This is a genomic window from Tannerella sp. (genome assembly GCF_052170195.1).
GTDB lineage: Bacteria > Bacteroidota > Bacteroidia > Bacteroidales > Tannerellaceae > Tannerella.
The window spans coordinates 33,853-39,852 of sequence record NZ_JBQNAZ010000030.1; the positions used below are offsets into that span (position 1 = coordinate 33,853).

Annotated in this window: 4 protein-coding genes; all 4 read right to left on the bottom strand. The window is 49.4% G+C overall.

Annotation, left to right across the window (positions count from 1 at the left end; translation table 11 throughout):
• Positions 1 to 95: 95 nt before the first annotated feature.
• Entirely contained in the window at positions 96 to 1,730 is a 1,635-nt protein-coding gene (locus ACTTKA_RS08825) for a DUF3857 domain-containing protein (protein ID WP_442724748.1), read from the bottom strand.
• Between the two features lie 18 nt (positions 1,731 to 1,748).
• Positions 1,749 to 3,695 (bottom strand): DUF3857 domain-containing protein, encoded by a 1,947-nt coding sequence (locus ACTTKA_RS08830; protein ID WP_442724752.1) that lies wholly within the window; start codon positions 3,693 to 3,695, stop codon positions 1,749 to 1,751.
• A 295-nt stretch (positions 3,696 to 3,990) separates the two neighbouring features.
• Positions 3,991 to 4,881 carry a sugar phosphate isomerase/epimerase family protein gene (locus ACTTKA_RS08835; protein ID WP_442724749.1) on the bottom strand — a complete coding sequence of 297 codons (891 nt, stop codon included), beginning with the start codon at positions 4,879 to 4,881 and terminating at the stop codon, positions 3,991 to 3,993.
• Positions 4,882 to 4,977: 96 nt separating this feature from the next.
• The gene (locus tag ACTTKA_RS08840; RefSeq protein ID WP_442724750.1) at positions 4,978 to 5,874 is read right to left on the bottom strand and encodes a hypothetical protein; all 897 of its coding nucleotides are present in this window, start codon (positions 5,872 to 5,874) and stop codon (positions 4,978 to 4,980) included.
• Positions 5,875 to 6,000 lie beyond the last annotated feature (126 nt).

Genomic DNA, 6,000 nt, shown 5'->3' on the forward strand with positions numbered 1-6,000 from the left:
ACTTCGTGTCGGTCATTTTGACAGGCAGAAAAACAAAGAGACTACACCTTTCCTAAAAATGGCGTAGTCTCTTGAAATATAAGTTCTCCGGTGTTTTATTTTTTCTTCAGGATCAACGTGCGGAACGCATCGTTTTTCCAAAGCAGCACCAGTGAGCGGAAAGCATGATATTCGTTCGGTTCGATCATCGTTTTTTGGAGTTCAATTTCGCGACGAATGATCAGTCGGCTGTCTTCCCGATGCATCGTCAAACTGATTTTTCCGACCGGATTGCTGATTTCTTTCCGAAAGGGGCGTGTTTCAACGTCCCAGCCATCGACCGTCAGCGTATAGCTGCACGTCTCTTTGATTCGGCAAGGCAGTTCCATCGGTTGAGTACGCGTACTGTTCAGTCGTAGCCGCCATCTGTCAATTCCTTTATCGGTAGCCGGTAAAGTGTATAATGCATAACCGTTGTTCGGCCGGAGCGCTTGTTGGCGACTAAAGTCGGCTTGGGCTGTCGCATCTTCGCTGTTTATCAAGGTACCGTTCACATTAGCCATCGTATCATTCAGTGCAATGTGCGCTTGATAGCCTAAGGTCATCTGTTTTTCATCCAGCTGAATCAGCCCCACGCCGTTTTCTCCCGTCTGCCAGAATTGGTCGAGACTGGCACGTAGCGCCGGATCGAGTGCATCTTTTTGTAAAGGAGACAGATAATGATCACCGGACTTCACTCGAATATCGGAGATTGCACGGACGGCTATCGGCGTAGCGAAAGACGGAAAACTCATCATGATCTCGGCATCTAATCCCGCGGCCAACAGCATGGAGGCCAACAGAGTCGCCTTTTCTGCCAGTGTACCGTAAGCCGATTGCAAAACTTCGGCCGGTGGACGAATTTTGGCAGACAGGAGTACCGGAAGTTGAGAGGTGGCGATCTCATCGACCACGTAACGCAGAATCTCCGAGCGCTTCTCATCGGTCGTCTGCTTGCCTTCCAACAATTTAGCGACAAGCGATGTACATGCTTCGGGATCGACTTTCATTGCCGAGAGCCACGCCACACCGTTTTCTCCTTCCGCATTCGAAGCGAAAAGCATGGGCGATGCCTTTCCGGCGGTATATGATTCCATCGGGAAAGCCGGAATATTCTGGAAATTCCATGCGTATGTTGTCATGCTATTGTGCTGACGAACGACCGGCTCACCTCTTAACGCATTCAGGCCATAAGTAAGTTTCTCTTCCTCAGGCAGCGTAATTTCTATTTGATAATCTTTCACGGGTGAGTGCTCCTGCAACTGTTCGGCTACATCGAGAAAGGGATAGAATCCGACATGGGTAGTGAGCGTATAATCAAGGCAGATCGTGGCGCCGATTTCCAGCCCCGTATGGGTAACGACCATTTCCCGCAGATGATTATATGCCGGAGCGTCAGCCGCGAAAGACGGCAGCACCTCGTTAAAAGCATTGTCCGGTGTGCGGATCACTGTTCCGTCGGCCTGCTTCGTGTAAGACTCGTTAATTTTCAGGGTCTGGAATTCCGGATTATAAACGATAAATGTTTCACCGTATAAGTTATTGAACGCGAAATGCGTGTTCAGTGTCAACTCTTTCCGGTATCGGAAAATCATGCTTCCGTCTCTGTTCCATGTATATTGTTTGACGATTTTGTCAAAAACCGCTTCCGGCTGCGCCATGGCCGTAACAACAGCGAGTAAGCCGATGATCAGTAGATTGTATTTTTTCATCCTGTGTCGTATTTACATTTATTTTTTTTCAAAAATCAACCATTCGTCGGCTAAGTCTTTATGCGCTTTGACCGCTGTACGAAAGCCGTTCCAGTCTGCCGCGTCATACACGCGCTTGCGCAACGTCAGCTGATGGCTGATATTCACTTTATTGTTTTGCTGACTCAACGAACCGATGAAATCGGCGACAGCACTTGTTTTTCGCTGTTCCTTTGCTTCGCTCCGCATGGTATATCCTGCCGGCACGGTCATCGTCTCTTTCAGTTCGACCAGACGCGAGCAAGCGTCTTTGAACGCATAGCGACGATCGTCCCGCTCCGTATCGATGCGCAGGTAAGTGCGTGTGCTCTGATACAATCGTCCGCAGATAGGGCGGAGCATCAGTACCCCGTCGCCCGTAAGCGCGTAATCGGGGATTTCGAATTTCATCGTGATGCGTATCGGTCCGGCGGTGTAGTCTTTCGGATTCGTACCGTAATCGACGTTCAGCATACGAGCTTGCGGCGACACTTGCAGCAGCTCGTTCTCCATTGCTTGCCGCCAATCGGTCATAAAACCTCGCGTGAAAGGACGGCGGACGCTACCGTCCGATTGTCCTTCGGCGGTGACCGTAAATTCGCCGCGCAGTGTTCCATCGGTATCGACCGAAGTATGCGCCGAGAGCTTGAGATAATGATTTTCGGGAGGCGATACCGGCGTTTCCAGCAAGCCCGATCCCTCGGGAATACCCGGCAGATAGTGCTGCTGTTGCTCTGCACTCGACCAGAGCTCGCGCAGAAAAGGCACCCACGTCGGGTCGAGAGGAATGTATTGTCCGCTTGACAGCTTCACGACCGTCACACAATGGTTGAAGTGGTCGGCTGGAATCGTTTCGATGCGTGATCCTGCCATCGTCATGGCCGGATAAGCCTCGAAGCCGGCCATCCGTAGCATCGAGATCAGGAGAGCCGCCTTGTCTTTGCAGACGCCGCAACGATCGGTAAAGTTCATCTTCGTCGTATGCAGCGTATAACCTTCGCCTTTCCCCATCGAGATGCCCGAATAGCGCATATTGTCGGCCACCCAGTGGGTCAGCGCCGCGATCTTTTCCATCTCGGTCTTTTTGCCGCGTAACAGTTCGTCCACCTTCTTTTGGGCTTCAGGATCGGCGGCGAAACTATCATAATCTTCATTTACCTTGTTAAACCAAAGCGATTTGTCTTTCCATTCGGGCGTAGAAGACATCATCAGCTTGGGCGCCACATCGAAGAGATCGACCATGTTCGGTTCTTTCACGAAAGGATGTACGTCGGAGACGGAAAAGCTCAACACTTTACGATCGCCTGAGAGCCGAACGGACGACCGACATTCGCCCTGATAAAACTCATACTGTACTTCTTTCGTGCGAGGCATGTCTACCGTGTAGATTTTTGAAACGGTCGGGACGGCCACCCAAAACGGTACGATATCGTAAAACTGTCCGCGCATGGGAGGCACGAAACGCTCTTCGTCGCCGGCTGCCAGCAGGGCATAGGTAAAACCCTTCTTGCTGATCTCGTAATCAATGATATCCCCGGCATCGAGCGCACCGATTTCCAACATGATCTGCCGTGCCCCCCAGTAGATGGCACGTGCCGGCGCCGCATAGTCACAAGCCTGACTCACATCGATAGTGCGTTGCGAGCCATCGGCCTTGTATACTGTGGCACGGCTGAACTCGGCAAAGGCCGTCAACGGATCGTAATCGTATTTGATCACCCTGTATTTCAGCGCACCCGCTTTGTTTTTCACTTGCACAACCTGACGGATCGTGAAGCTCCCCGATCCGTTATCGGCTACGACGACTCCGGTGCTGTCGAGCAATGCGACAGCCTCGTGTTTTTTCCAGCCGGCTTGTCTGGCCGCCCGCTCTTTGAAGGGAAGCCAGCTTTGCGCCATGACCGGCAAACAGCATCCGGCCATAAACGCGACAATCGTTTTTCTCATCATTTTGATATTATTTTTGGACATAGATATACCCTAACTGTATGGTAACAGAACTCTGAACAATCTGACAGATCGGATCAGACCGTTGATGTACAGAAGCAACGTTTCTCCGTCTAAAATCTTACCGACAAAAAGATTGCAGGAAGGATAAATCTTGTACCTCTCATGTTTTTATGTGTACTTCTTTTTGAGGCAAGTTGTAATGGATATATATTGAAAGAGTGTGAAACGAAAAAGGCCGGTTTTCCATCCTCCCGTTCCCGATGGACAGAAAAAACCGGTCTGTTTCTTTTACTTACTTCACAAAGTCGGCAGCGGCAAGGAAGTCATAGCTTTTCTTAACGTCTTCTTCGGGTGTACCGTCATAACGTTCTATTTCAGCATACCAATCTTTAATAACCCCTGCGGCATAAGCCTGCTCAAATACGGCTTTATAGTCTACGACATTCTGTGTGCCGATCGCTGTTTCATCCTTAATATGAAGCAGTTGAATGCGCTTCGGATATTTCTTCATGTATTCCACCGGATCGTATCCGCCTTTTTGTGCCCAATATACATCGAGTTCGAAGCACACATGGTCAGCGCTCGTATGCTCCATAAGCAGATCGTACAGGGGCGTTCCATCGATCTTGCCTTTGAATTCGAAATCATGGTTGTGATAACCGAACCGGATACTCGAAGCGGCCGTTTTGAGCCCGATCTCGCTGAAATAATCAGCGTAACGTTTGATATTGTCGAGCGTAGCCCGTTCACCTTTCAGCGGAGCCCACGGCATGATTATGTATTTGAATCCTGCTGTGTTGTGCGTGTCGATCGCTTTGCTCCACCAAGCCATATCGGCTTCGTAGTCGCCGCTCAGTTCACGTCCAAGGTGTGCGCTTGTCGCTTTCATTCCCAAATCGTCGACCATTTTCTTAAACTCGGCCGGTTCCAATCCGTAAATTTTTCCGTCGTTATACCCTGCCGTTTCCAGATTGCTGTAGCCCATTTGTGCGACGGTTTCGAGTGTTTTCCGGATTCCGGCATCTTTGACCATGTCCCGCAACGAGTAGAGTTGCAAACCGATATGTTTTGAGCCGGTCTGAAGACTGATACTGTTACTACGGGAGTACAAGAAATTCGGCATCACCATGCCACCTGCGAGCAATAATGAAGCTCGTTTGATAAAGTCACGTCTGTTTTGCATCACGAATTAATTTAAAGTTTGACGAATATTCTTTGCAAAAATAGCAGATAATTCCGACATCATGCAAAAAAATGTACGAAAAAAGCGGCTTTGCGTTTAATTTTGCAAGGTAAACGATTTGCGACCGATCAGGTTGCCGTCGGCAAAGATATCGACACGATAGGTCCCGGGCGAGAGGTATTCGGCTACATCCCAATACATCGTTACAGGTAACTCCTCGCCCTCGTATTCGATCGTTTTCATCATCGAGTAAGAAATATTCCTGTTCTCGAATGCAAATACGCCGGAGTTAGGTTTGGTCAGAATATCGTCGTCCGGACGCATGATGCGCACATAGATATTTTTCTCGCCCACCGGTGCGGTGATGTTTTTAGCCAGGTGGAATGTGAGCACGAGTTGTGCGATTTTGTCGATCTTCTTCGCATCCTTGCCTCGCGAAGTTACGGGACGCACCTGTATGGCGGTAGCGTCCATGCGGCTGGCTAATGTGACGCGTTCGGTCAGTTTTTCTTTTTCGCGCGTCAGTTGTGCCGCTGCCGACGTGGCTTGCCGATATTGCTGCGTCACCCGTTCGTTTTCGTTGCGCAGGCGTCCGTTTTCGGCATTCAGCGAATCGATTTGTATCACATAATTACGCATGATTTTTCGGAGCGTTTCCAGTTCTTTTTTCAACTCCGTGATGCGTCGCGTATTCGTGGCTTTGACGGTACGAAGCTCCTCCATCAGCCGCTGCACCTTCATCTGTTCGGTGGTCAGCAGCGCTACGAGCGAGTCGTTGCCTACGCTGAATTTATATCCTTCGTATTGGAGGGAGAGTTCGGTATATTCGTCGGAAAGTTCTTCTTTTTCGAGCGCAAATATTTCGGCCATGTCTGCCATCTGCTGCCGCTGGTGATAAATGACATAGCCCACGGCGACGAGTGCCAGCAGCACGATGACGATGGCCATGATCAAAAACGTTTTTTTCTTGATTTCTTTTTCTTCCGAATTCATACGTAAACAATCTATTCGGGGGACAAAGATAAGAAAGTTCGAGTATTAACCATTGGTCAATGACAATTTTTCTTACCTTTCCTCTAAAACGTATTTTGTGAGTTTGCTTAGATTGCTGTTCAATCC